General features: G+C 53.6%; 18 protein-coding genes. 9 read left to right on the top strand and 9 right to left on the bottom strand.

The window, feature by feature from the left end; translation table 11 throughout:
• The first annotated feature begins 2 nt into the window (after window positions 1-2).
• The 7 genes from F3J40_RS10415 to F3J40_RS10385 all read left to right on the top strand — a co-directional run bounded on the left by F3J40_RS10415 (window position 3) and on the right by F3J40_RS10385 (window position 9,582).
• A complete protein-coding gene (locus tag F3J40_RS10415) occupies window positions 3-1,631 on the top strand; it encodes a GMC family oxidoreductase (protein ID WP_167014319.1) in 1,629 nt (542 codons plus the stop codon).
• Window positions 1,632-1,633: 2 nt separating this feature from the next.
• Window positions 1,634-3,013 (top strand): cytochrome c, encoded by a 1,380-nt coding sequence (locus tag F3J40_RS10410; protein ID WP_205297299.1) that lies wholly within the window; start codon window positions 1,634-1,636, stop codon window positions 3,011-3,013.
• A 55-nt stretch (window positions 3,014-3,068) separates the two neighbouring features.
• Window positions 3,069-3,572: a sugar dehydrogenase complex small subunit gene (locus F3J40_RS10405; RefSeq protein ID WP_167014315.1), complete on the top strand. Its 504-nt coding sequence runs from the start codon at window positions 3,069-3,071 to the stop codon at window positions 3,570-3,572.
• Window positions 3,573-3,595: 23 nt separating this feature from the next.
• Window positions 3,596-5,200 (top strand): GMC family oxidoreductase, encoded by a 1,605-nt coding sequence (locus F3J40_RS10400; protein ID WP_167014313.1) that lies wholly within the window; start codon window positions 3,596-3,598, stop codon window positions 5,198-5,200.
• The gene (locus F3J40_RS10395) at window positions 5,193-6,557 is read left to right on the top strand and encodes a cytochrome c (protein ID WP_167014311.1); all 1,365 of its coding nucleotides are present in this window, start codon (window positions 5,193-5,195) and stop codon (window positions 6,555-6,557) included. Before F3J40_RS10400 ends, F3J40_RS10395 begins: the two co-directional genes overlap by 8 nt.
• Window positions 6,558-6,818: 261 nt before the next feature.
• Complete coding sequence (locus F3J40_RS10390; protein ID WP_167014309.1) at window positions 6,819-8,531, top strand: ATP-binding protein; 1,713 nt, start codon at window positions 6,819-6,821, stop codon at window positions 8,529-8,531.
• A gap of 1 nt (window position 8,532) precedes the next feature.
• Window positions 8,533-9,582 (top strand): hypothetical protein, encoded by a 1,050-nt coding sequence (locus tag F3J40_RS10385; RefSeq protein ID WP_167014308.1) that lies wholly within the window; start codon window positions 8,533-8,535, stop codon window positions 9,580-9,582.
• A gap of 51 nt (window positions 9,583-9,633) precedes the next feature.
• Here F3J40_RS10385 and hrpA read toward each other — a convergent pair whose 3' ends face one another.
• Complete coding sequence (gene hrpA, locus F3J40_RS10380; RefSeq protein WP_167014306.1) at window positions 9,634-13,533, bottom strand: ATP-dependent RNA helicase HrpA; 3,900 nt, start codon at window positions 13,531-13,533, stop codon at window positions 9,634-9,636.
• Window positions 13,534-13,764: 231 nt separating this feature from the next.
• On the opposite strand from hrpA, the gene F3J40_RS10375 reads away from it, so the two are divergent.
• A complete protein-coding gene (locus F3J40_RS10375) occupies window positions 13,765-14,364 on the top strand; it encodes an FMN-dependent NADH-azoreductase (RefSeq protein ID WP_167014304.1) in 600 nt (199 codons plus the stop codon).
• Window positions 14,365-14,413: 49 nt separating this feature from the next.
• Here F3J40_RS10375 and F3J40_RS10370 read toward each other — a convergent pair whose 3' ends face one another.
• Entirely contained in the window at window positions 14,414-14,605 is a 192-nt protein-coding gene (locus tag F3J40_RS10370) for a YnbE family lipoprotein (protein ID WP_167014302.1), read from the bottom strand.
• The gene (locus tag F3J40_RS10365; RefSeq protein WP_167014480.1) at window positions 14,602-17,229 is read right to left on the bottom strand and encodes a YdbH family protein; all 2,628 of its coding nucleotides are present in this window, start codon (window positions 17,227-17,229) and stop codon (window positions 14,602-14,604) included. The genes F3J40_RS10370 and F3J40_RS10365 overlap by 4 nt, the downstream gene beginning before the upstream one ends.
• Window positions 17,230-17,361: 132 nt before the next feature.
• Here F3J40_RS10365 and F3J40_RS10360 point away from each other — a divergent pair, with 132 nt between their 5' ends.
• Entirely contained in the window at window positions 17,362-18,354 is a 993-nt protein-coding gene (locus F3J40_RS10360; RefSeq protein WP_167014478.1) for a 2-hydroxyacid dehydrogenase, read from the top strand.
• A 35-nt stretch (window positions 18,355-18,389) separates the two neighbouring features.
• Here F3J40_RS10360 and F3J40_RS10355 read toward each other — a convergent pair whose 3' ends face one another.
• The 6 genes from F3J40_RS10355 to ycjG form a co-directional block, all read right to left on the bottom strand.
• Window positions 18,390-18,650, bottom strand: coding sequence for a putative hemolysin (locus tag F3J40_RS10355; RefSeq protein ID WP_017346205.1), 261 nt, complete (start codon window positions 18,648-18,650; stop codon window positions 18,390-18,392).
• A 256-nt stretch (window positions 18,651-18,906) separates the two neighbouring features.
• Entirely contained in the window at window positions 18,907-19,800 is an 894-nt protein-coding gene (ttcA, locus tag F3J40_RS10350; RefSeq protein WP_017346208.1) for a tRNA 2-thiocytidine(32) synthetase TtcA, read from the bottom strand.
• A gap of 136 nt (window positions 19,801-19,936) precedes the next feature.
• Window positions 19,937-20,080 carry a proline-rich small protein YnaL gene (ynaL, locus tag F3J40_RS10345; protein ID WP_167014300.1) on the bottom strand — a complete coding sequence of 48 codons (144 nt, stop codon included), beginning with the start codon at window positions 20,078-20,080 and terminating at the stop codon, window positions 19,937-19,939.
• Between the two features lie 259 nt (window positions 20,081-20,339).
• Complete coding sequence (gene zntB / locus F3J40_RS10340) at window positions 20,340-21,323, bottom strand: zinc transporter ZntB (RefSeq protein ID WP_167014298.1); 984 nt, start codon at window positions 21,321-21,323, stop codon at window positions 20,340-20,342.
• A gap of 165 nt (window positions 21,324-21,488) precedes the next feature.
• Window positions 21,489-23,093 (bottom strand): peptide ABC transporter substrate-binding protein, encoded by a 1,605-nt coding sequence (locus F3J40_RS10335; RefSeq protein ID WP_167014296.1) that lies wholly within the window; start codon window positions 23,091-23,093, stop codon window positions 21,489-21,491.
• A 13-nt stretch (window positions 23,094-23,106) separates the two neighbouring features.
• On the bottom strand, window positions 23,107-24,051 hold the full coding sequence (ycjG, locus tag F3J40_RS10330; RefSeq protein WP_167014294.1) for an L-Ala-D/L-Glu epimerase: 945 nt from the start codon (window positions 24,049-24,051) through the stop codon (window positions 23,107-23,109).
• Between the last annotated feature and the right edge of the window lie 95 nt (window positions 24,052-24,146).

The following is a 24,146-nucleotide window of genomic DNA, read 5'->3' as shown; positions in this document are numbered from 1 at the left end:
TTATGGCAACCTCTTCACAATCTCCTGTGGTGATTGTTGGCACCGGCGTGGTCGGTGTGGTCATTGCAGAACAACTGCTGGATGCCGGTATTCCGGTCCTGATGCTGGAAGCAGGCCCGCGCGTGCCGCGCGCTGAAATCGTTGAAAACTACCGTAATCTGCCGCTGGCAGCCAAAGGGAACCCGATTGAGTGTTACCCCTCGCGGGAGTGGGCACCGCATCCTGAACCCGCCGGTCCCGGTAAAGGCTATTTGCAACTCAGCGGCCCAGACTCCTACGCACAAAGCTATGTGCGCTACGCCGGAGGATCAACCTGGCACTGGGCGGGCACCTGCTGGCGCTTAACACCAGACGATATGCGTTTGAAGTCGCTGTATGGTGTGGGCCGCGACTGGGCCTTTGACTACGACACACTGGAACCTTTTTATGCTCGCGCCGAGCAGCATCTGGGTATCTGCGGCCCGAGCGATCCCGCGTTGCAGTGGCCTGCACGCCGCTCCACCGCCTATCCCATGCCAGCACTGCCCTTCGGTCCCGGTGAGGCTCGTTTCACCGAAGTGGTGAAACAGCACCTGGGGCTGAACAATATCCCCACCGCGCAGGCCCGTAACAGCGGTATGCCTTATGACGACCGCCCAGCCTGCTGCGCCAACAATAACTGCGTACCCGTTTGCCCGGTCGCAGCAAAATATGATGCTTCAACCGCGCTGGCACGACTGGAGGCCAAAGGGGCCACCATTCTCTGTAATGCGGTGGTCTGGCGCATTGAAACCAATGCGCAGAATCACATTGAAGCGGTGCACTATTACGACCAGAAGCGTGAAACCCATCGCGTCAGTGGCAAGCTGTTTATCATTGCCTGTAACGGACTGGAAACGCCGAAGCTGCTGTTAATGTCAGCAGATAGCCGTAACCCACAGGGTATTGCCAATAGCTCCGATCAGGTGGGTCGCAACATGATGGACCATCCGCAGATCACCATGACGGTGACGCTGGAAGACCCTTACTGGGCGGGCGTCGGTCCGGTGGTGAACAGCGGTATCATGGAAACCTCGCAAGGGGATTTCCGTTCCCGGCATGCGGGTGCCTATTTCCGCTTTAACAATTTTGCCCGCAATCGCTTTGTCACCTTCGCGGCGTTGAAAAAGGGGCTGGTGGGGAAAGCACTGGATGAAGAGATCCGCCGCATGACCGCCTGCACGGCGGATATCGTGTTGGCACATGAGATCCTGCCAGATGCCAACAACCGCCTGACCTTGTCAGACAAAAAAGACTGGCTCGGCCTGCCAAAACCCGCCATCCATTACGATGTGGGTGAGTATGTGCGCCGTTCCGCGCGCGAATACTCGCTGCCGCTGGCGCATAAAATTGCCGATGCCATGGGGGCCACTGAGAAGAAGTTCTCCACCCAGTTTAACCAGAGCAAACACATCATGGGCGGTTTGGTGATGGGGCATGATGCCGGGAATTCGGTGGTTGACGTTGAGTGTCGTTCTCACGATCACCCTAACCTGTTCCTGCCCGGTGGCGGCAACATGGCCAGCACCGCCTGCGGTAACAGCACCCTGACCATGACCGCGCTGGCGTTCAAGGCCGCTGACGCCATCGTGCAACAAGCGAAGGGGGTATGAAGATGAATTTCCGTCTGAGCCTGTTTGCCGCCCTGCTGTTTAGTGCTGCCGCGAGTGCCGCCCCTGATGGCCCATCCCTGATTAAACAGGGTGAGTATCTGGCCGTGGCGGCGGACTGTACGGCTTGCCATACAACATCAGAACAGCAGCCGTTTGCCGGAGGCAAAGCCATTGCCTCACCGGTGGGTGAGATCATTGCTACCAATATTACCCCTTCGAAGCGCGACGGGATTGGCAACTACAGTGAGCAGCAGTTCGCGGATGCCCTGCGTAAAGGGGTACGAGCCGATGGCGCGCAGCTCTACCCGGCGATGCCCTACACTGCCTACGCCACCTTTACCGACAGCGATATCCATGCGCTCTACGCCTACTTCATGCAGGGCGTGCAGCCAGTGGATCACGCCAGCCCGGAGACCCATTTGCCGTTCCCGCTGAGCATCCGCTTCTCGATGCGCTTCTGGAATATGCTGTTCCTGAACCCACCAGGCTATCAGCCAGACAGCAGCCGATCCGCCAGTTGGAACCGTGGGCGCTATCTGGTCGAAGGCGCAGCCCACTGTAGCACCTGCCATACGCCACGCGGTTTCCTGATGCAGGAGCAGCAGGCGGATGCGTTTACCGGTGCCGTTGTCGGTTCATGGTATGCGCCAAACGTCACGGGCAATCCCGTCAGTGGGATCGGCAGTTGGTCACAGCAGGATTTAGCCACCTATTTGCGTACTGGTCATCTGGCCGGTAAAGCCCAGGCGGCAGGCAGTATGGCCGAAGCCATCAGCCACAGTTTCCAGCATTTGACGGATGACGATATTAACGCCATGGCGGAGTACATCCTCAGCGTGCCGGATCGTCACACGCCAGCAACCGGTGCATCACGCTTCGGTCAGGGCCAGCCATACCAGAACTTGTCGGCTTTCCGTGGCGAGGCGTTTACGACACCTGTCGCGGATGAAGGTGCACGCCTCTACTCCGCTAACTGTGCTTCATGCCACGGCAGCAGCGGCCAGGGTAGCAAAGACGGCTACTATCCGAGCCTGTTTAATAACAGCGCCACGGCACTGGCACATCCACAAAATACCATCGCGACTATACTGTTTGGTGTGGAGCGCAACACAGCGGCAGGTAAGGTCTTTATGCCGCCATTTGGCAATCAACCCAACGCGATTAACTCACTCAATGACCACCAGGTAGCCACCCTGTCCAACTGGTTATTACAGCACTACGGCAACAACACAGCAGCAGTAACACCGGAACAGGTGGCTGAAGTGCGCCGTGGTGGCCCGGTATCCCCGCTGGTGATGCTGGCTCAAGTGGGTGTTGCTGGCGGCGTCGTGCTGCTACTGGTCGTGCTGGGTGTGGTGCTGTATCGCCGTCGTACCCGGTAAGTATTCCCCTCTGTCGCCCGCCGGTGGGCGACAGGTTGCGTAAAAAGAGAAAACCATGAAGCACTATTCACGCCGACGCGTTTTACAGGTGGCTGGGCTGGTGGCACTGAGCAATGCCGCAGGCCAACTGTTATCTGTACCGAGCGTTTTTGCCGCGCAGCTTACTCCAGCAGCTCCATCGCTGGCGGTGTTTTTGCGCGTGTCACAACAGCTGACGCAGCAGAGTCAGCTTAACCCGACGGTGGCTCAGGCGCTGGTACAGGCACTGAACCTGACGCAAAAGGATTTCCCGGCAGGGTTGGCACAGCTGGATGCACTGCTATCCAGCCAGCCCGCCCTCTTACAGCAGGATAAGCTGGTCTTCCCCGAACAAAATGCCGCCAGTGAAAAACTGGCTAAAAGCATTCTCGGGGGTTGGTACAACGGCGTCGTCGGCAAAGGCAACAATGCCCTTTACGTCACCTATATCAATACGCTGGCGAATCAGGCGGTGAAGGACAAAGTCGTTCCGCCCGGTTTCTCTTATGGCCCTTGTGGCAGTTGGGCGCAACAGCCCTGATTTTTTATTGAGCAATGTCATTTATGAACAATACACTCTCTGCCGATGTGGTAGTCATTGGCGCGGGCGTTAACGGCTCGCTGCTGGCCACCCGACTGGCGAAAGCAGGCAAATCAGTACTGCTGCTCGAATCTGGCCCGAAGATTGGCCGCGACGAGCTGGTAGAACGCTTTCGTTCGTCGGCGTTTAAATCCGACTTTATGTCCCCCTATCCCTATTCGCCAAAAGCCCCGCAGCCGCGCTATACCCCAGAGCCGAACGGCTATCTGGAACAGACCGGCCCGCACGCGTTTGCGGCGCAGTATATTCGTATTTTTGGCGGCACCAGTTGGCACTGGGCAGCGCAGCTATGGCGCTTCGTGCCGAATGATTTCCGTCAACACAGCCAGTATGGCGTCGGTAAAGACTGGCCGATTGGCTATGACGATCTCGAACCCTACTACTATGAAGCGGAAGTGATTGCAGGCGTAGGTGGCTCACCCAACAACGGTTCACCGCGCAGCAAGCCCTACCCAATGGAACGCGTTCCGGCTTCCTGGCTGCAACAGCGTGTCACCGCGCGTCTGGCACCGGATTTTAACGTGCTGGATGACAGCACCGGACGTAACAGCCACAGCTATGATGGCCGCCCGGCCTGCTGCGGCAACAACAACTGTATGCCCCTGTGCCCAATTGACGCGCAGTACCACGGCGGTTTGGCGGCACAGCAGGCTGAAGACAGTGGCGTAAAAGTGATCACCGAAGCGGTGGTGTACCAGCTGGAGCATGACAGCCAGGGGCGCATCGTGGCGGCAAACTACTATGACTGGAACAAAACCTCGCACCGGGTGACGGCAGAGACGTTTGTACTGGCAGCCAACGCCATTGAAACGCCAAAACTGCTGTTGATGTCCACCAGCGATAAATTCCCGCAGGGTATCGCCAATTCACACGATAACGTGGGACGTCACCTGTGCGACCACCCGGCGATCGGCATTACTTTTGACGTCGATGAAGAGATTTGGCCTGGTCGTGGCCCGGTCAGCCCTTGCTCCATCGGTCAGTTCCGCGACGGTGAATTCCGTAGCGAACATGCGCCGTTCCGTATCGATATCTCAAATGCTTCACAGGTTGCCGCCGTGACAAAAGAGCTGCTGGCTGAAGGCTATTTTGGTCAGAAGCTGGAAGATCAGATCCGTTTCCGTGCCGCACGTCGTTTGAGCATTAAAAATGCGCTGGAGCAGCTGCCCGATCCGAATAATCGCGTGACGTTAAGCGCGAAGAAAGACGAACTTGGCCTGCCAACCCCGTCGCTGTACTGGAACGTGGATGACTACGTGTTGAAAGGCACCGAGAAGACGCGGGAAGCCTATGATGCGATTGCGGCAAAACTGGGCGGCACCAATATCAAGCACAGTAAAACCGGTGCGTTCTCCAACCGTCAGCACATTACCGGCACCCTCTCCATGGGACTCGACCCGGCCACCAGCGTAACCGATGCCTGGGGGCGCGCCCATGACCATGAAAACCTGTTTATGGTCGGCACTGGCGTGATGCCAACCGTAGGAACCTGTAACGTGACCCTGACCGCCATGGCGCTGGCACTGCGCACCGCTGATAAGATTTTGCAGGAGACGCAACATGGTTAATCGTTTGAAACCTCTGTTGACCTGCACCACATTGGCGCTGATGTTGGCCGCTGCCCTGCCTGCCCATGCAGACGACCAGGCGGCGCAGATCAAGCGTGGTGAGTATCTGGCGATTGCCGGAGACTGCGGAGCCTGTCACAGCGGCGAGGGCAAAGCGGCCTTTAGCGGCGGACATGCCATCACGAGCCCGATCGGCACCATCTACAGTACCAATATCACACCGTCAAAAGTGGCCGGTATCGGTAATTACAGCGAGGCGCAATTCGCTGCCGCCCTGCGAGAAGGTAAACGTGGCGATGGTGCGCAGCTTTATCCTGCTATGCCCTACACTGCTTACGCGAAGTTAAGCGATGCCGATGTGGCGGATCTCTACGCATACTTTATGCACGGCGTAAAAGCAGTGGATACCAGGCCGCAAGCAACGGAGCTGCCGTTCCCGTTCAACCTGCGTTTTAGCATGGCGGCCTGGAACCTGCTGTTCTTAGATAATCAGCCGTTCACCCCAGATGCCAGCAAGTCTGCTGAGTGGAATCGTGGGGCGTATCTGGTTGAAGGTCTGACCCACTGTAGTACCTGCCACACGCCGCGTAACTTCCTGATGGCGGAGCAGGCCGACAAAAACCTACAGGGTGCCTCACTCGGTACCTGGTTTGCGCCGGATATCACCGCTGCAACGCTGCAACAGAACCAACGCTGGACGCAGCAGTCGCTGGCTGAATACCTTGCCACCGGCCACGCGGATAATGGTGCGACCGCAGGCGGTCCGATGCTGGAAGCGATTGATAAGAGCTTTTCGCGCATGACGGCGGAAGATCGTGCAGCCATCGCCAGCTATCTGCTGCCGGAAGCACAAGTGGCTTCGGCTTCGGCTTCGGCTTCGGCTTCGGCTTCGGCTTCGGCAAACAAGCTAACGCCCGTCAGCGGGGATGATACCCCAGCGGCCTTTAATGGGATGAGCAGCGGTGAGAAGTTGTATAACAGCAACTGTGCCGCCTGCCATAACCTGCAAGGCAGCGGGCTGAACGGTTTACCGCCGCTTAAAGGTCATCCGGTACTGGAGAAACCCACCGCCGACAACGTCGCGATGGCGATTTTGCAGGGCGTATGGCCGGAGAAAGGCCAGGGCATGATCGGCTTTGCTGGGTCACTGGACGATAACCAAATCGCGGACATCACTAACTACGTGATGAAAGATATTGGCCACAGTCAGGTGCAGATCACCGCCGATCGGGTCAAAACCTTGCGCAACGGTGGGGAAGCTTCCCCGCTGCTGCTGTTGGCTCGTGGCGGTATGGCTGCGGGCGCAGTGGTGGTGTTGATCGCGCTGTTCTGGTGGTGGCGTCGCCGCCGTCGCTAACCACGATGAGGTTGTCGCGTCTGCGGCAACCTCTTTTTAGTGGCGCATGTTCTACGTTATCCACTTGCCTGACTTCCCTGCTCTGCTCCCTCTCTGTGAACGTGTTCTCGCCTTTATTTTTCCTTCCCAGCCCGACGTAGCGTTACGCCAGGAAATTGCTTACTATCATCAGTCTTACTCATTCTTTACATACCCGTGGTTTTCTCATCGCTGCCTGAAGATCGGGCGATGGAGAGTCCCCGGGGTGCTGACACACAGGGCATGGATATGCAGATTTGTTATATATGGACGGAAGGTTTTAAAGGTCTCCAAAATTTTGGCCTGAATTTGAGTAGTGAATATGATTTCTCATTTGATGGTGTGAGTATAACTGCGGAAAAAAAAGACACTCCAGTAGAAAAATTATATGGTAGTCAGATCAGTGATATTAGTGCAATCATAGGCATCAATGGTGCGGGTAAAACCACAGCACTTGAGCTTATTTGTTATTGTAGCTCAAGGCCCCAAGATCTCAAAAATGACTTTCTCATCATATTTAAAAAAGACAATGAGTATTTCTATCACAGCGAAAAAGATACATTTTTATTATCCCCACAATTCATAACACCTAACCGTGATCCTGATGTTTTTACAACCTCAAACACCATCTATTACTCTAACATTTATGATGGGAACACACTGAGCCTCCCTGAAAATGTTATGGATTTATCCAAGAACAAAAAAAATTCACCCAAGCCGATAAAGGACTCTTTATCAATATCAGCCGAAGGTGATATCACGCAACAGATTGAATTCATCCAATCCAAAGAAATTAGCAATCTAGATTTAACACTCCCGAAGTGGATTGAATTCAAGGCTCCTGAATACTCACAGAGAATATCCAATTTAGAAATGACACTCAGAAAACAAGATCATTTCACGGAAATTGAAAAACTCCAGATTAGAGAGTTATATAAAATAGTTAACTCAGTAATGATTGCGGAAAGAAAAAATAACCCTAGAGATTCGATCGCAGTAAAGATTCGTCAAATGTTCATACATGAAGTGTTTTCAGAATTTCCATCTTTAAGCGTATCGTTTGTAAATTTAATTAAAGATCTCTGCGAGGATAATTTCAAAAAAACAAGAACAATCAATAATTTAATTGATGAAATGATAAAAAATCATGAAGTGATGCTAGACTTTAAATGGTATTTTAGTCACGTATTCACTTTGGAATTTGTTGCTCAAGCAATGCTTTTACTTGACGAAGAACAACTGACAGATGCCAACCTGGAAATTGACAACTCAATAATAAGTAGCAAGACTGTTTTTAAGTTATGTCTAAACAATAAAAACCATAAGTTACTAAGTGTTATTGCTGCAGTTTTTGAAAAAGCATACGGCGGTAACGTTAGATGGATTGGACAAAGTTCTGGTGAAAGAGCCTATTTCGATATTTTTAGTTTGATTTGGCATAGCATTTATAAATGTACATTAAACACCGATAACAGTACAACGATAATCTGTATCGATGAACCCGATGTTTATTTACATCCTCAGTGGCAGGTCCAGTTCCTGTCCAAACTCGTTAAAACACTCCCCAAAATTACGGGTGGTAAAATCCAGATTATATTTACTACCCACTCTCCACTTTTGTTGTCAGATGTTCCAAAGCAATGCATAAGCATTATGGGCCAGGATACTGAAAATACTCCACAAGTGCCTAATACCTTTGGTGCTAATCTTTATGATCTTTATGCTAAAGTTTTTGGCATTGGCTATCAAAGCATGGGAAGTATTGCGGAGCATTACACAAACAAAACATTAAAAATCCTTGAAAAGGATACGCTTACTGAAAGTGACCTCAAGCATTTACTGCAAGCAATGGACATTATTGGTGATGAAATAATCCTGTTTCATGTTAAAGAGAAATTAACTGCCTTTGAAGGTCGTGTAGTTAGAGGGAATTCAATTACCAAAGGAAGGGATTAATATGATAAATATCATTACGCATCTAAAAAGTAAAAACCCTAATGCGGTTAATAATATTAATGATACCGCAGAGTTACTGTGGACCCACCTTAACAACCCGACATATAATTATAACATATCTCAAAAACTGGTCGATTTGATTACCCACATTAATACACCTTCCTACATTGCAGCTAACTCAGCTGGAGGTGCTCAGCAGAGACAATCAGATTTTTTAGATCATCTCAATAAGAATGACAACCTACATAAAATCATCGTCGCAAAACCATTGGAATTTAACACAATACTGGACGACATTTATAAAATAATAGACCCTCAAGACTTTTTCACCCCACAAAAAACCAAAGCAAAAAGCACCGATTTTGGCAAACTTTTAAAGACAAAACTATTTAATTATAGCTGGTATCGCAGCAATGATTTATTCGAAGTAATATATAATCAGTTGGATATTATCCCTTGTACTTGTGCTTACTGTAACACCGGCCACATGATGTCAATTGAAAAGTTGATTAAAGGGAAAAAACCTGTAGAGCATTATCTGTTTGAAATAGATCATTTTTACCCCTCAGTAAGACATCCTTATTTCTCGCTCTCATTTTTTAATCATATCCCTTCATGTGAAACCTGCAATGGCAAGCTTAAAAATGATCAGCAAGTGGCAGTGGGGACTCATTTACATCCATTTCTTGATTGTTTTGACAATCATTACACTTTTATACCTATCCTTGGTTATGGCCAGAACATCACCGTTGAATCTGTTGTTTTAAAGAATGAGACGAGTGTAAATGATAATATAATAGATACATTGAAAATTCAGAGCCGCTATGGGACTAAGGGTTTTTTACACTTTGCTAAAGCTAATGATCTTGTTGAGTACATTTATAAGAACAGACATAAATTTATGAATAACCATCCTCAGCAGGCTGATTTCCTGGCATCATTGAAAATATCTTTAACAGGGGACAAAAATAAAATCCTCTATACGCCATATGAGAAACTGAAACGTGACATAACGAAACAATTTGATATCCATAAAGTCTATGTCAAATAGCACATTATCAATCGTTGATACAGGCCTGAAAAATCAGGCCTGTATTATTAATTAAATCCCGATCTGCTCCATCGCCTGCACAATACGCTTATCTGAAATCGGATATGGCGTACCCAACTGCTGGGCAAAGTAGCTAATGCGCAACTCTTCCAACATCCAGCGGATCGCCTGCACTTCGGCGTCATCCAGCCGCTGCGGAGGCAGCTTATTACGCCAGGTTTGCCACGCCTGCTCTACCGCCTGCACTTTTAACATACGCGCACGATCGCTGTGTGGATCGATCGGCAGTTTCTCCAAACGGCGTTCAATACCGTTCAGGTAACGCAAGACATCCGCCAGGTGCGACCAGCCGTTACCGGTGACGAAACCGCGATACACCAGGCCGCTCATCTGGTTTTTAATATCAGACAACGCCAGCGCCAGCGTCATATCTACACGCCCTTTCAGGCGCTTATTGATGTTAAACACCGCCGTCAGGATCTGCTCGACCTGTTTGGCGATCTCCACCACGGTATCATTCAGCTCGGCGCGCACTTTATCGCGCAACTGCTCGAAGTTCTCCTGCTGCCACGCCGGGCCACCGGCTTCCGCCATCAGCTTATCAATCCCGCAGGCGATACAGTCATCAATCAGATCCAATACCTTGCCGTAGGGGTTGAAGTAGAGGCCAAGCTTCGCCTTGTTCGGCAGCTTCTCATGCAGGTATTTCACCGGAGAAGGAATATTCAACAGCAGCAGACGGCGCTGACCGCGCCACATCATCTTTTGCTGCTCCAACTCGCTGTCGAACAGGCGAATCGCCACGCTGTCATTGTCATCGACCAGTGCAGGCCAGGCTTTCACCTTGTAGCCACCGCGTTTCTGCTCGTAGCTTTGCGGTAAATCGCCAAAACTCCAGATATGCAGCCCACTCTGTTCAAGGCCGTCGTCCGCCACCTGCGACAACGTCTCTTGCACCTTCTGTTTCAGCGCCGCTTTCAGCTCAGTAAGGTCTTTACCTTCACGCAGTTTACGCTGGTGTTCATCCACTACGCGGAAGGTCATTTTCAGGTGATCGGGCACCTGATCCCACTGCCAGTTCTCGCGTTCCAGCGTGACGCCAGTCATGCGACGAAACTCCCGCGCCAGCGCATCCAGCAGCGGTAATTCACCCACCGTTACCCGACCAAGGAAAGCCTCAGCATAGTTAGGTGCTGGCACCAGGTTGCGGCGCAGCGGTTTTGGCAGTGACTTGATTAATGCGATGATTAACTCACGCCGCACGCCGGGGATCTGCCACTCAAAACCCGCCTCTTCCACCTGATTCAGCAACGGCAGGGGAATATGCACCGTCACCCCATCGGCATCCGCGCCCGGCTCAAACTGGTAGCTTAACTTGAGTTTTAAATTGCCCTGATGCCAGAAGTTCGGGTAGTCGAGTTGACTAACGCCTGCCGCCCCCTCTTTGATCAGCATCTGTTTATCAAAGTTCAGCAGATCGGCATTGTCACGACTGGCCTGTTTCCACCAACTGTCGAAGTGACGGGCAGACACCACCTCAGTACCCACGCGCTGGTCATAGAAGGCAAACAGGGTTTCATCATCCACCAGAATATCGCGGCGACGTGATTTATGTTCGAGGTCTTCAATCTCGCTGCGCAACTTGAGGTTAGCCCGGAAAAAGGCATGGCGCGTCTGCCAGTCACCTTCCACCAACGCATGGCGAATAAACAACTCACGGCTGAGGGCCGGATCGATCTGGCTGTAGTTGACCTTACGGGCCGCCACAATCGGCAAGCCATACAGGGTGACTTTTTCCATCGCCATCACGGCGCCCTGCGCCTTTTCCCAGTGAGGTTCGCTGTAGCTGCGTTTCAGGAGATGTTGCGCCAGCGGTTCAATCCACTCGGGATCGATACGTGCCGCAGTGCGCCCCCACAGGCGACTGGTTTCAACCAGCTCCGCGACCATCGTCCATTTTGGTGGCTTTTTAAATAACGAGGAGCCAGGGAAGATAGAGAAGCGAGCGTTACGCGCACCGCTAAACTCCTGCTTTTCCGCATCCTTCATACCGATGTGCGACAGCAAGCCGGTGAGAAGTGCGCAGTGCAGTTCACGGAACGGTGCCGGCTCGTTGTTCACTGGCATGCCCAGTTCACGCACCACCTGGCGCAGTTGGGTATAGATATCCTGCCATTCGCGCACGCGCAGATAGTTCAAAAACTCGGTTTTACACTGGCGGCGGAACAGGTTGCCCGACAGGGCTTTCTGCTGCTCTTGCAGATAATTCCACAGGTTGACGTAAGCCAGGAAGTCCGACTCTTTATCCGCAAAACGACGGTGCTTTTCATCTGCGGCCTGTTGTTTCTCCACCGGCCTTTCACGCGGATCCTGAATGGAGAGGGCTGCGGTGATGATCATCATTTCGCGCACGCAGCCAAACTTCTGCGCTTCCAGTACCATTTTGGCCAGACGCGGATCGACCGGAAGCTGCGCCAACTGGCGGCCCGAAGCGGTCAATTTGTAATGCCCGACCTCGTTGAGGGTGATCGCACCCAGCTCCTCCAGCAACCGCACGCCATCCTGAATGTTGCGTTTATCCGGCGCTTCAACAAACGGGAATGCCGCGATATCCCCCAGCCCTAACGCCGTCATTTGCAAAATAACCGAGGCGAGGTTGGTGCGCAGAATTTCGGGATCGGTGAACTCCGGGCGACTCAGGAAATCGTCTTCGCTGTACAGACGAATACAGATCCCCTCAGAAACACGTCCACAACGCCCTTTACGCTGATTCGCCGAGGCCTGTGATACCGGCTCAATCGGCAAGCGCTGCACCTTGGTGCGGTAGCTGTAGCGGCTGATACGCGCGGTACCGGGATCGATAACATATTTGATGCCTGGCACCGTCAATGAGGTTTCCGCCACGTTCGTCGCCAGCACAATGCGACGACCGCTGTGGCTTTGGAACACGCGGTTTTGCTCGGCATTGGACAAACGCGCATACAGCGGCAGTACTTCGGTGTGCGGCAGATCGCGCTTCATTAGCGCATCGGCGGTATCGCGGATTTCACGCTCGCCGCTCATAAAGATCAGAATGTCGCCACGACTCTCCTGCCCCAGTTCATCCACCGCATCGAAAATGGCCTGAAGCTGATCGCGATCGGTATCTTCTGCGTCTTCCACGACCGGACGATAACGCACTTCTACCGGGTAGGTGCGGCCGGACACTTCAATCACGGGCGCATTGTGGAAGTGACGGGAAAAACGTTGCGGATCGATGGTGGCCGAGGTGATGATCACTTTTAAGTCTGGACGACGCGGCAGCAGTTCACGCAGATAGCCCAGCAAGAAATCAATGTTCAGGCTGCGTTCGTGCGCTTCATCGATGATGATGGTGTCATATTGCAGCAGCAACCGGTCTTGCTGGATCTCCGCCAGCAGAATCCCGTCCGTCATCAGCTTCACCTGCGTGGTTTCACTGACCTGATCGTTAAAACGGACCTTGTAACCGATACAGCCGCCGAGGGAGGTTTCCAGCTCCTCTGCAATACGGTTTGCGACGGTACGTGCGGCCAGACGACGCGGCTGAGTGTGGCCAATCAAGCCTTTCACCCCGCGTCCTAACGCCAGACAGATTTTCGGTAGCTGCGTGGTTTTCCCCGAGCCGGTTTCACCGGCCACAATCACCACCTGATGGTCGCGGATCGCGTCGGCAATGGCTTGCTGTTTCTGGCTGACCGGCAGGTTTTCCGGGAAGCGAATCGTCGGTGTTGCCGCCTGGCGTAGCGCAACACGCTGCTCTGCCTGAACGATGTGCGCCGTCAGTTCTTCAGCGATCTTCTGCTGCGCCGCAGCGCCTTTGGTTTTTTCCGCCCCTTTCAGACGGCGAACCAGCTGTTGACGGTCACGCAACATCAGCGCGTCAAGTCGGGTCCAGAGCGGGGAAAATGGGGTTGATACCGGCGATGACATAATGGTGGAATACCTTCTCGGAGCGGCGCTGCGCCATGCACAGCGCTGAATCTACAGGAAACTGTCGCTATCCTAGCATATTTCTTCGCACTCCCGGTTAAGTGCTCGCTGCGGTTATTCAATAAATTCGAACATAGGTCTCGAAATATTGCGCTTTATGCTGACGAAAGATGTCCGTACAGTGTAAAGCATTGAGCGGAAAGCCTTCCGCGTAACGTACAGGAAACGACAATGAGCAAAGTATTAGTTCTGAAATCCAGCATCCTCGCCGGTTATTCACAGTCTGGCCAACTGGCTGATTTTTATGTTGAGCAGGCGAAAGCCAATGGTGACGACGTTACCGTACGTGACCTGGCCACTAACCCAATTCCGGTGCTGGATGGTGAACTGGTTGGCGCACTGCGTCCTTCCGAAGCCCCTCTGAGCCCACGTCAGCAGGAAGCGCTGGCACTGTCTGACGAACTGATTGCTGAGCTGAAAGCGCATGACGTGATCGTGATGACTGCACCGATGTACAACTTCAACATCCCTACTCAGTTGAAAACTTACTTCGACCTGATTGCACGTGCTGGCGTCACCTTCAGCTACACCGAAAACGGCCCAGTGGGTCTGATCACCGGTAAGCGCGCTGTGGTTCTGAGCAGCCGTGGCGGCATCCACAAAGACACCCCATCTGACCTGCTGACCCCTTACCTGAAGCTGTTCCTCGGCTTTATCGGTATCACTGATGTGAACTTCGTGTTCGCAGAAGGCATGGCGTATGGCCCAGACGTCGCGACCAAAGCCGCGACCGATGCTAAAGAAGTGATTGCACAGATCGTTACCGCTTAAGCGAAAAGTTTGTTATCCGTTTTTGCCGGGCCTTGCGCCCGGCTTTTTTTTATTTGTTTTGCCCGCTCTGATCTTTCAGTAACGACTCCACTTCTTTATCCGCTTTGATATTTATATCGTGCTCGATTTTCACATTCATATTGATGGTGATGGGATCTTTCGGGGCTGCCACTTCGATACGCGGCGTACAGCCGGAAAGTGGTAGTAAGGCGGCCAGTAGCCAGAGTGCCCTTGGGCTCATTTTGTGTCCTTTTGCTCAGGCAGCGTAGCTTGTTGCGCCACGCGGGATTGCACATTATCGCCAAAACGCAGGCTCTGCCATAGCTGGAACAGATTTTCCTGTTGGCGATAGTTAAGATTAACCAGTTGATTACGGTTACTGAAACGGCTGGTGCCCTGGACCTGGGCCTGTAGTGTCATATCGCCGTTACGCGTCAGATCGAGACGCGTGCGCGCCTGATGGATCTCCATATAACGCAGCCAGTCCAGCGCCGCACCCGCCGCAAAGTTGCTGCGCGTCAGCGCATCTGCCATGTCTTTATCCAGACGCAGCGTTAGCGGGCCGCTGTTGGCAATCCAGCCTTGCTGTACCAGCCACTGGCTATTTTCCAGCCACAGCGGCAGCTCACCGTCAATCCGCCCCGACATCGCTAGCTGTTTCGGTTTCAAGGCGGTCACCAGGTGGCTCATGCTGATCTGGTTGAGTTTCACTGTGCCAGCCTGATGCTGCGGCAGACGCAATTGTGCCAAGGTGATCTCGCCATCCAACATGCGCATGCTGACATCCTGGAGAGAAAGAGGATGGGATTCACTCCACGGCCAGAAGCCTATCAAATCGGCGCGAATGTCATGGGCAGTAAACTGGTTCCGGTATTCGCCAATACGCAGCGCCACCGGTTTTTTGATCCCCAACTGCCAGCGCTGGTTTTCCAGCCGGAATGGCAGTGAGAAATCCAGTCCACTGATTTCGCTGTCCGGTAGCAGCAAGCTCCCCTTCTTCACCAGCCAGTGCCCCCCGGCGCGGAACCCCTGATCGCTGGCCGCAGAAAAGGCCACCTGCGCCTGAAGATCGCCGCCGGTAATTTGAAGTTTGAGATCGGGATTCAGCAGCGGCTGGAACACCTTTAACGACTGGGTTGGCCACCAGGCTTCACCGCGTAGCCGTGAACCATCCCAACGGCCATGTACGCGCAGTGGGCCAATTTCCCCGGCCTGCATCGCCCCGCGCCAGACAAAAGCGCCAGGATCGCGCCCTTTGGCATCAAAAATCATCGCCCCTGCCGGTAATCGACCACCAAAATCAAAGGTCGTGCCGCTGGCACTCAGGCTGAAGGAACCGCTAAATGCCGGTTGCCCTGGGTCACGCTGCCAGTTGACGGGCGCGGTGAGCTTCAGCAAGGGCCGATCGACCTGGGCAATGCCGTATTTGAATTGGTTAAAACGCGCTTCCATCTGGTCAAAATGGATCAGCGTCTGCTGCCAGCCACCGTTACCCTGCACCTGCCAGCGCGCATTGACCGGGCGCAGTTCACCGCTTCCCCAGTAACGCCAGCGCCATTCACCGCTGTCCGGCCAGAAATTGCTGGCACCACCGTCCAGATGAAGCGCTAGCGGGCCGGCCAACGGATTATTCGCCCGCACAATCGCCTGGAGGCGTCCGTTGATGCCTTGTGACGAAAGACGAACACCAGCCAGCGGCCAGCGCGCCTCCTGGACGTCAAAACTGTCTAATACACGCCCACGTAACCGCAGCAAACTGCCAGGTTGAAAGGCTAGCTGCGGGTCCATTACGGCGCCGCTCAGTACGCCATGCAGCGTGGCATAGAGCTGCAACTCAGACAGCTTGCTTTCACCCGTGAGTTGCAGCGGCAGTTGGCTATCGGTCAGACTGAGTTTACCCGGCCCGATATTTAACACCGCATTACCTTTCCCACCCCGCCCCTGGGTTAACACATTCAGGCGTCCGGTAATAGTGGTTGCATCCAGTCCGGCACGCCAGTTGTCGAGCCGCAACGTCAGGAAACCGGAGAGCGGCTGGCTACTGAGTGGCCACTGATACTGTCCGTTCTCAATCACGATCTGTTGCTGGTCGAGGTGCCATGGCAGATGCAGCAAAGGTGCGGTTTGGCTGGGCGTGGTGACCTGTAAAGTCCCCTGCTGTTGCTGCCACTGCAAAGCGAGGTTCAATGGCTGCGGCCAGTCACTTAATGACAGTGAAGCGTTCACCGCACCGCTGATGGGAGCACCGTCAGCCAGTGGCGGTAACTCTACGTTCCCTTCCAGCGTCACGGGTTGTGGCAGATGGCTGTCCTGCACCTGCAGATGGGAAATGTGCAGCTGTTGCCCGGTGAGACTGGCTTCAAGCTGGAGGTTCTCACCCCGAAAATGCACCACCTGCTGTTGTGCATCTAGCTGCATATCCAGTTGTCCTGCGTACTGTTGCCAGGGCAGCACTTCAATGGTTGCCAGATGAATATCAGCTCCCGGCAGCAACGCCTGCCACTGTTGCAGCGTGCGGGGGGCCTGGTCGTCAGGCGATGAGGAGAGGTTTTGCCAGCACAGGCTATTTAGCGTCAGCTTATCTGCCTGTAACTGCCAGCGCCCCTGCTTCCAGCCCAGCCGGGCGTTGGATACGGTCGCGATGGCACAGTCATCTGCAAGGTATCGAATCTGTTGCAGCACCAGTTGATGCTGATGAAAACCAATGCCTTTCTCCAGTTCAATGCGCGTATCCGCAGGCAGCCAAAAGCCAGCCAGCCGAGGCAGCCACTGGCTTACGGTCAAGAGCAGCCCAAGTACGAGCACTATTAAAGCCATCACCACAGCAAGTGGGCGACGTAAACGGCGAGAAATCAGCACGATAATCCTGTTCTTAACAAATTTCTGACGATAATGATGACACGGTTTGTCCGCTGATTGAAGGTTAGCTTGTCAGGCGGCAAAAAGGGGAATAAAAGCGTATCCTGTGGTAAGCATTCCCTTTTTTGGAGCCAGATGATGAAAGTTGCCGTCTACAGTACCCGTCATTATGACCAGAAATTCCTCGAGCAAGAGAACCGCCACTTCGGTTTTGAACTGCACTTTTTTGATTTTTTGCTCACCAGCACCACCGCTAAAAATGCCGCCGGGTGTGATGCCGTCTGCATCTTTGTTAACGATGATTGCAGCGCCAGCGTGATTCACGAACTGGCCGCCCTGGGCGTCAAAACCATCGCATTGCGCTGCGCGGGCTTTAACAATGTGGATTTGGCCGCGGCACAACAAGCGGGAATGCAGGTGGTACGTGTGCCTGCCTACTCACCGGAAGCCGTCGCCGAACATGCCATTGCCATGATGATGGCGCTGAATCGCCGTATTCATCGCGCCTGGCTACGCACCCGTGATGCAAACTTTTCGCTCGAAGGCCTGACCGGCTTCAATATGCATGGGAAAACGGCGGGCGTGATAGGCACCGGAAAGATCGGTGTCGCCACGCTGCGTATTCTGAAAGGGTTTGGCATGCGCCTGCTGGCGGTAGATCCGTGGCAAAACCCGGATGCGCTGGCACTCGGCGTTGAGTACGTGAGTCTGGATACGCTGTTTGCTGAATCTCAGGTGATCAGCCTGCACTGCCCGCTCACGCCAGAAAATTACCATCTGTTAAATGCGGCAGCCTTCGCCAAAATGCGCGACGGCGTGATGATCATTAATACCAGCCGTGGTGGGCTGATTGATTCACAGGCCGCTATTGACGCACTCAAACAGCAAAAAATTGGCTCACTGGGGCTGGATGTGTATGAGAACGAGCGCGATCTGTTCTTTGAGGACAAATCCAATGACGTGATTCAGGACGATATTTTCCGCCGCTTATCTGCCTGCCACAATGTGCTGTTTACCGGTCATCAGGCATTTCTGACCGAAGAGGCGCTGAGCGCGATTTCTCATACCACGCTGGATAACTTACAGCAGGTGGCACAGGGTAAAGCCTGCGCCAACCAGGTTAACGCCTGAATGTCTGGCGGGCCGAGTGACGGCCTGCCTGAAACTCAGCGTGCGCAGCTACCGCCCAATAACGCTTGTTCGTCACAACGACGGCCATTAGCCAGCTGACACATCCCTACCCGGCTGCCATCCAGTTGGCGGGAGAAAGCCAACACGCCACCTGCGGAGGCACAGGTCGATTCCGCCATCGAGGCCATAACGACATGAGGCTGAACGTGGGCTGCGGTAGCCTGTTGCTGTGGTTCACTGCTACAGGCGGCCAGCAGCAAAGTGCCTGCGGCCAACAAGAGGTGGGCTGCTTTCATGCGTCAAACTCCGGGGATAAAGGGTTAAGGGCCGGATCAGAATATGTCAGCAGGATTAACGGGTCGAGGGGTGACACAGCTTTTTACAAAATTTTCTTTACGGATTTACAAGCGGATTTGTCCTGTTTTGCGGCTTTACTGAGCAAAAGTGCAGAGGGAATCGCTGATAACGGGGTCATTCAGCGAGATATCATCGTGTTAAGCCAACAGGGGAAACCCGCATCGTTTGTTCAGGAAAACGATACGGGCCAAGGAGTTAGATATTCGCGACGTCGATATACAGGGCTTTATCGATGTTGGTTGAAGAGACAGTGGCTTCGCTGAACGCGTACTCTGCCCTTTCACCGCTGCGATCCAGCGGCAGGGATTCAAAATCAAACAGGTTCTTATCCGCCAGCTGACTCGGGCTGACGTTTTGCAGCGACTTAAACACGCTTTCTACGCGACCAGCGTCTTTTTTATCCCACTCGGTGAGCATCGCTTTAATCGCCTGGCGTTGCAGGTTTTCCTGCGAGCCGCAGAGGTTGCAAGGGATGATCGGGAAGTTTTTCTCTTCAGCAAAGCGGATCAAATCTTTTTCGCGGCAGTAGGTCAGCGGACGAATGACCACGTTACGACCATCATCTGAACGCAACTTAGGTGGCATCCCCTTCAGGCGTGCGCCGTGGAACATGTTCAGAAACAGCGTTTCGACCATGTCATCCATGTGGTGGCCCAGCGCGATTTTGGTGGCACCAATTTTCTCCGCAAATGAGTAAAGCGTGCCACGGCGCAGGCGCGAGCATAGGCCACAGGTGGTTTTCCCCTCTGGCACCTTCTCTTTCACCACTGAATAGGTGTCTTTATCCACGATGTAGTAAGGAATATTCAGGGTTTCAAAATAGTCCGGCAGGATATGCTCCGGGAAGCCCGGCTGTTTCTGATCGAGGTTAACCGCAATCACTTCAAAGTGGATCGGAGCCACTTTCTGCAAGCTGAGTAAAATATCCAGCATGGCGAATGAGTCTTTACCGCCACTCATGCAGGCCATGACCACATCACCCTCTTCAATCATGTTGTAGTCGGTAATCGCATTGCCAACGTTGCGGCGCAGGCGCTTGGCTAGCTTGTTGAACTCAAGGGTTTCTTTACGGGTATCGGTGTGATTCATGGTCGCTCTGGAACTCTGATGACTTGCCTGACGGCGGGCGCAGGTAACGGAATAAACGCACATTATACGTAAGTTTATGCGCAGTGAAACCAGAGCGCCGCCGAAAGGCCTAAAAAGCCATGTGAGTCAGCGCGATTTAACGATACGGCGGTGGAACAAGAATCGGCGGCAGTTCCGGCTCGGGCCCATCGGGCTGAGGGGTCGGCTGGGGATGCGGCAGCGGCTCGGGAATCGGCGGTGGGTCAGTAGGAATCGGTTCGCTCATGATGAAAGCTTGCATACCGTTCTCCTTAATAAGGGATGATATTTAAGCGTAGAGCACAATTAACCGGAGTGGCGAAGCGGCAAAAAAAAGGGCCAGCGGATACGAGCTGGCCTGTGATGAGTGACGTCTGCTATGCAAAGACTCGAACACTAAGTGAGACAATATGGAGTACAACGTCCATCGCCTGACGTTGTATTCACCTGCGAGAGAGAGTTTGCCCCGGTTAGCGTTAACGAATATTGATATAGATCAGGTTTTGTTGCCTCTTCTGCATTTATAGCCACTTACGTCGTTTTAACCAGGCTGACATCCCCACCACCAGGATAACCAGCAGGAAGCAAAACACGGTGAAACCCAAAGGCCACGATCCCCCAGGAATACCGCCGAGGTTGACGCCGAACAGGCCGGTGAGGAAAGTGGTGGGCAGGAAGATCATGGCGAGCAGCGACATGGTATACGTTCGGCGGTTCATCGCCTCTTGTAGCTGTGAAGAGAGTTCATCCGCTAATACGGCGGTGCGCGCCACACAGGCATCGATGTCATCTAAGCCACGACCAAGACGATCAGCAATGTCTTGCATACGTCGACGATTAATATCATCCATCCACGGCAGTTTTTCACTGGCGAGGCGCGAGAACACATCGCGCTGGGGTGCCATGTAGCGCCGCATCACAATCAGCTGCTTGCGCAATAGCGCCAGCTCACCGCGTGCCGGAAGGCGCTGATCCACCAGTGCATCTTCCAGTTCGATAATTTTATCGTGTAGCTCTTCAATAAACTCGCTGGCCTGGTCGGTCAGGCTGTCGCAGATATCGACCAGCCAGTCTCCACCATCCACCGGGCCATTGCCATTTTGCAGATCGGTCAGCACTTCATCGACGGCATAAACCTTGCGCCGACGCGTAGACACGATCAGTTTGTCGTTAATGAACACCCGCATCGCCACCAGTTGATCGGGACGAGAGTCACTGTTGTGATTGATACTGCGCAGCACAATCATGAACCCATCGCCAAGGCGGGTGACACGCGGGCGCACGCTGTCACCCGCCAGAGCATCACGCACCGCATCCGGGATCAGCGGGGTCGATTGCAGCCATTCCGCACTGCCCCGATGCGTGTAATTAAGGTGCAGCCAGCAGGGGCGCTCACAATGAATAACGTCTTTATCATCAATGGCAATCAGACCACCCTGGCCATCTAACTGGCAGGAAATAATGGCATCAGAAACCTGTAGCGCTTTACCTTCAATCACGTTCACAACATCGCCTCTCTATCTAAATCAACAGGATACAGTTTAGCTATCCCCTTCCGACTTGCAATCTTTGCCCTGTGAGGAAAAGTGACAAACGCGAAATATGGAAACACTCCAGGCCTGTGCAACGACGTCTTCAAGGCCTTAAACAGGTTGTTAGCGAACGGCAAATCAGTGTTTCTCGATCCACAGCTCACGGCTGTAGGCCACATCTTCGGGGTTATCGATCGGGTAGCCTTTTACCCAGGGTTTGATGAGCCGCGCGTTGGTGTATTGATACAACGGTGCAATCGGCACTTCATCACCCAGGATTTGCTCGGCCTGGTTATAGTCCCGTTCACGGGCGCTGGCGCTGGTCGCCAGGCTGGCCTGCTTAATCACGGCATCATAGGCGGCATTATTGAAACGCGGGATATTGCTGCTGTTACCGCTGGTAAGCAGGTTCAGGAACGTAGAAGGTTCATTGTAGTCACCAATCCAGGAGGCGCGGATCACATCAAAGTTGCCGCTGTTACGGCTATCAAGGTAGGTTTTCCACTCCTGGTTTTGCAGTTTTACCTGCACGCCGAGATTTTTCTTCCACATTGAAGCCACAGCAATGGCGATGCGTTGATGGTTTTCAGCCGTGTTGTACAACAAGGTAAGCTGCAAGGGGTGATCTGGCCCGTATCCCGCGGCGGCCAACAGGGCTTTCGCCTGCACATTCAACTCCTGCTGACTGTGTTGCTCTAGCCATGAAGGCTGTGGCTTAAACCCGGCTGTCACATCTGGCGTAAAATGCCAGGCAGGCTTTTCCCCGGTGCCCAGGACTTTCTCGGCAATCACCCGACGATCAATACTCCATGACAGCGCCTTGCGCACGCGCACATCCTGAGTGGGGCCTTTTTGCGTATTAAACGCGTAGTAATAGGTACCGAGCTGTGCGGGTGTATAGACCTGCCCCGGCAGGCTTTTGCTCAACAGGGCATACATGTTTTTCGGGAACGATTCGGTGATGTCGATATCGCCAGCACGATAACGTTGTGTCGCCGCCGACTCTTCGTTAATCGGTAAGAATGTCACCTGGTTAATCACCGTCTGCTTGTTATCCCAGTATTGCGGATTACGCTGTAACACCAGCTTTTCGTTGATCACCCGCTGTTGCAGCGTATAGGTACCATTTCCCACTAATTTCGCCGGATCGGTCCAGTGTTCACCCAGCCGGGTTATCTCGCTGGCGGGCACCGGAAACAGGGCTGCGTTAGCCACCAGGCTCGGGAACCAGGGCACGGCGCGTTCGAGCGTCACTTGTAAATGGGTGTCATCCAGCGCTTTGATCCCCAGGGTATCAGGAGCACGTTGCCCTTTGCTGATCGCGGCTGCATTTTCAATTCCGCTCAGTGCGGCAAACCAGGCCAGTGGTGAGGCATTTGCGGGGTCAACCAGCCGCTGCCAACTGTAGACAAAATCACGCGCTCGCAGTGGCGTGCCGTCAGACCAGCGCGCATCGCTGCGCAGGGTGAAGCGCCAAATTTTGTTGTCCTGTGTCTGCCAGCTCTGCGCTACGCCCGGTACAATCGTGCCATCCGCGGCCTGATTGGTCAGCCCTTCAAACAGATCGCGAATCACCTGAATTTCCGGTAACCCCTGCGCCTTCATGGGGTCGAGAGAAACCGGCTCATCCTTAAGATGTCGCACAATATCCTGACTGGCAGCCAGCTGTGCACCTGCTGGTACATCCGCCGCGACAGCCGTAAAAGGAAGGCTTAACACTACGCCCCACCAGCCTTTCTTCATGATCTATTCCTTGTTAAAAGTACACTTTCCCGTCACGCACGGTGACCGAGGGTTCACAGTCAGCCGCCAGCCAGCTGGCCCCATCCAAATCAATTTCATCCGCGACCTGTGCCAAAGGCAATGCTGCGCGCATGGCACGTGAAGTGCCCAGACTGCAACCCGCCAGCACTTTTAGCCCCTGTTGATGTGCCGCCTCGGCCAGTGCCAGGGCTTCCGTCAACCCCCCCGCCTTGTCGAGCGTGATCACCACCATGTCATAACAGGATTGCAGTGCAGGAAGTTGCTCCCGGCTGCGACAGCTGGCATCGGCGGCAATCGGCAGGGGATGAATGAAATGGCTGAGTGCGGCGTCTTTTCCCACCGGCAACGGCTGAATCAGAACCTGCACCTGGAGATCGGCCAGCAACTGGCAACGCGCCGCTAGCCCATCAGCACTCCAGCTTTCCATCGCATCGACGAATAGTGTCGCTTCGGGCACCGCTGCCCGAATGGCAATCAGACGTTCGCTGATCAGATGTTCATCCAGCCGGATACGCAGGCGATCAAAACCATGCTGCCACAGCGCGCTGGCACTGCTGGCCATCGCCTCTGGGGTATCAATGTGAATACACCGGGCGGTGTTCATTATCGCAGGCATCGCCGGAGTGCTGCTTTGCGCCCTTTCCCACTGCCATAGCGCACTATCAATCGCATTGCGTGCAGCGCCTGCAGGAAGTCGCGTTTGCAGCTCCTGGCGGGAAATACCCTGCTGTAGCTGGGGTAACAAGCTGCCAATTTGGGCCAGCACGCTCTCTTCACTCTCCGCGAAACGTGCCTGCGGCGCGGCTTCTCCCGTGGCTTTGATGCCGTTCTTCTCCAGTTCCACCACGATCACCGTGATATCGCTGCGGCGTTCCCCGGCCAGCCTGAGCGGCACATGCAGTGGCCATACTTCGGGATAACATTTTACCTGATACATCGTCCCTCTCCCTCAGTCCGGTTGCATTGGTTCTAGCATGGCAGAAAGGCAAGAATAGCGCTCGTAAACCCCTAAAAAATATGTCATAAACTGAA

Origin of the sequence: Candidatus Pantoea multigeneris (assembly GCF_011752615.1) — a bacterium.
GTDB classification, from domain to species: domain Bacteria; phylum Pseudomonadota; class Gammaproteobacteria; order Enterobacterales; family Enterobacteriaceae; genus Pantoea; species Pantoea multigeneris.
Note: the sequence above shows the minus strand (reverse complement) of the source record. Positions and strands in the feature narration are given on the sequence as shown.

What these genes read in the sequence shown, in the direction of transcription:
- F3J40_RS10370 (WP_167014302.1), bottom strand. Translation starts at nt 14,605, where the DNA reads ATGAGCCCAAGGGCACTCTGGCTACTGGCCGCCTTACTACCACTTTCC.
- F3J40_RS10335 (WP_167014296.1), bottom strand. Translation starts at nt 23,093, where the DNA reads ATGAAGAAAGGCTGGTGGGGCGTAGTGTTAAGCCTTCCTTTTACGGCT.
- ttcA (WP_017346208.1), bottom strand. Translation starts at nt 19,800, where the DNA reads ATGAATCACACCGATACCCGTAAAGAAACCCTTGAGTTCAACAAGCTA.
- F3J40_RS10390 (WP_167014309.1), top strand. Translation starts at nt 6,819, where the DNA reads ATGGATATGCAGATTTGTTATATATGGACGGAAGGTTTTAAAGGTCTC.
- F3J40_RS10395 (WP_167014311.1), top strand. Translation starts at nt 5,193, where the DNA reads ATGGTTAATCGTTTGAAACCTCTGTTGACCTGCACCACATTGGCGCTG.
- F3J40_RS10410 (WP_205297299.1), top strand. Translation starts at nt 1,634, where the DNA reads ATGAATTTCCGTCTGAGCCTGTTTGCCGCCCTGCTGTTTAGTGCTGCC.
- F3J40_RS10360 (WP_167014478.1), top strand. Translation starts at nt 17,362, where the DNA reads ATGAAAGTTGCCGTCTACAGTACCCGTCATTATGACCAGAAATTCCTC.
- F3J40_RS10355 (WP_017346205.1), bottom strand. Translation starts at nt 18,650, where the DNA reads ATGAAAGCAGCCCACCTCTTGTTGGCCGCAGGCACTTTGCTGCTGGCC.
- F3J40_RS10375 (WP_167014304.1), top strand. Translation starts at nt 13,765, where the DNA reads ATGAGCAAAGTATTAGTTCTGAAATCCAGCATCCTCGCCGGTTATTCA.
- F3J40_RS10415 (WP_167014319.1), top strand. Translation starts at nt 3, where the DNA reads ATGGCAACCTCTTCACAATCTCCTGTGGTGATTGTTGGCACCGGCGTG.
- hrpA (WP_167014306.1), bottom strand. Translation starts at nt 13,533, where the DNA reads ATGTCATCGCCGGTATCAACCCCATTTTCCCCGCTCTGGACCCGACTT.
- F3J40_RS10400 (WP_167014313.1), top strand. Translation starts at nt 3,596, where the DNA reads ATGAACAATACACTCTCTGCCGATGTGGTAGTCATTGGCGCGGGCGTT.
- F3J40_RS10385 (WP_167014308.1), top strand. Translation starts at nt 8,533, where the DNA reads ATGATAAATATCATTACGCATCTAAAAAGTAAAAACCCTAATGCGGTT.
- F3J40_RS10405 (WP_167014315.1), top strand. Translation starts at nt 3,069, where the DNA reads ATGAAGCACTATTCACGCCGACGCGTTTTACAGGTGGCTGGGCTGGTG.
- ycjG (WP_167014294.1), bottom strand. Translation starts at nt 24,051, where the DNA reads ATGTATCAGGTAAAATGTTATCCCGAAGTATGGCCACTGCATGTGCCG.
- ynaL (WP_167014300.1), bottom strand. Translation starts at nt 20,080, where the DNA reads ATGCAAGCTTTCATCATGAGCGAACCGATTCCTACTGACCCACCGCCG.